The 1,649-nt window shown below is 63.9% G+C and carries 3 protein-coding genes; all 3 read left to right on the forward strand.

Annotated elements, in window-relative coordinates; all coding sequences use genetic code 11:
• Window positions 1–251: 251 nt before the first annotated feature.
• Complete coding sequence (locus G6R25_RS28450) at window positions 252–629, forward strand: hypothetical protein (RefSeq protein ID WP_235949517.1); 378 nt, start codon at window positions 252–254, stop codon at window positions 627–629.
• 150 nt (window positions 630–779) lie between these two features.
• A complete protein-coding gene (locus G6R25_RS28455) occupies window positions 780–1,133 on the forward strand; it encodes a hypothetical protein (RefSeq protein ID WP_235949519.1) in 354 nt (117 codons plus the stop codon).
• A 102-nt stretch (window positions 1,134–1,235) separates the two neighbouring features.
• Entirely contained in the window at window positions 1,236–1,592 is a 357-nt protein-coding gene (locus G6R25_RS28460; protein WP_235949520.1) for a glycoside hydrolase family 26 protein, read from the forward strand.
• Window positions 1,593–1,649: the final 57 nt, after the last annotated feature.

The raw sequence follows: 1,649 nt of genomic DNA on the forward strand, positions 1-1,649 counted from the left end.
CGTTCCCCTACTAGCGACTGTCCACGACCGACATACGTCGATTTCGAGGACCGATTGCATCAGGCGGGGGAATGACTCGACCAGTGCAGGAAAGGCCGCCCATGGGCCGCCACCGGCGGAAATCCCGGGCCTGGGGACCGAGCAGAGATCTGGCGACAGGAGCAACTGCGGGAAAATTTCGGGCAGATCGACCACGGTCAATCCGTCGATGTCTTCTTCTCGCCGTCATCTGCCTCGCTCCGCTCTTTCTGATGGGAGGACGGATAAACCCGGCACTCGCGGTCTTCGAGCAGACGGGATCCATTGAGGACGACAGCCGTCAGATCAACTATGTAAACGTGTGGACCACCTGTGGTGGATGCACGCCGCCCACGGAAAACAGCAGCTACCGTTACTCCGTCAAGGCGGGGGCAACCGTCGGGATCCGCTTCATCGGTGCCCAGATCGACATCTACGGCATCCGGTCCCCGCAGGGCGGGATCATCACCGTGGGCATAGACGGGCAGACCCCCTACGCCGTCAACACCTTCGCTTCGTCGCCCAACAAGGCGCTGCTCTACCACTCGTCGGCGCTCAGCGATGGGCCGCACATCGCCTTCGTCGTCAACGTCGGCCGGTCCGCGGGCTGATCGACGGGCACCTGGGTCGGTTTCGACAAGGCCGACACGTTCCGCGAGGTCACCCCGACGCCCCCACCGACGACGCCACCGACCACGCCACCGACGCAGCCGAACCGTTCCGGACTGCCGTGGCTGTCGGGAGTCAACGGGGATCCGATCATGGTGCCGGCCACCGTGGACGACTTCTGCGCCGACCGCGGCAGCCCCTGCGACCTCGCGCACGTCTTCGTGAGCCGCAACAACTGGCCGGGTATGGTCGCTCCGTCGTGGGCGGAGCAGAACTTCGCCGAGTGGCCGGGCCGGCTGGTCCTCTCCCTGCCGCCGTTCCCCGAGAACATCGGGGCCTCCCTGGAGACGTGCGCGACGGGCGCATACGACACCTACTGGCGGCAGTTCGGCAACACCCTGAACTCGACCGGCCGGCAGAATTCCATCATCCGGATCGCGTGGGAGGGGAATGGCGACTGGTACCAGTGGTCCGGGGTGAACCCGACCGCGTACATCAACTGCTAGCGTAAGGTCGCTGACGCCATCCGGTCGACGGCGAATCCCGATCCGCTGCTCGACTGGTCCATCAACGCCCATTACTCCCAGAACCCGCCGAGCCACAACCCAATGGACCTCTACCCGGGTGACCAGTGGGTCGATCTGATCGGCATCGACGCCTACGATCACTACCCGCCGTCGCCGACGCTCGCGGAGTTCACCAAGCAGGCGAACGAAACCGGCGGCATCACCTGGCTGTACAACATCGCCCGCCAGCACGGCAAACTCTTCGGCGTCGGGGAATGGGGCGTGGTCAGCGGTCGCGACGACAACGGCGCCGGCGACAACCCGAGCTACATCCAGTTCATGTGGGACTGGCTGCGGGAACCGGCCGGCAAAGGACTGTACTACGAGAACTACTTCAACACCTACGAGCCCCCCAACGTCGGATCGAACCTTTATCGACCGACAGATACCGAGCACTGAGCCTTTCCCTGTAACGTTTCGTCGCTTTGCGTGACATCAATGTGGTGTTGGTGTGTT

The sequence above is a fragment of the Candidatus Frankia alpina genome (genome assembly GCF_902806485.1).
Taxonomy (GTDB): Bacteria; Actinomycetota; Actinomycetes; order Frankiales; family Frankiaceae; genus Frankia; species Frankia alpina.

Excerpts from the sequence above, each read along its gene's own strand:
- G6R25_RS28450 (WP_235949517.1), top strand. The coding sequence starts at position 252 with ATGGGAGGACGGATAAACCCGGCACTCGCGGTCTTCGAGCAGACGGGA.
- G6R25_RS28460 (WP_235949520.1), top strand. The coding sequence starts at position 1,236 with ATGGACCTCTACCCGGGTGACCAGTGGGTCGATCTGATCGGCATCGAC.
- G6R25_RS28455 (WP_235949519.1), top strand. The coding sequence starts at position 780 with ATGGTGCCGGCCACCGTGGACGACTTCTGCGCCGACCGCGGCAGCCCC.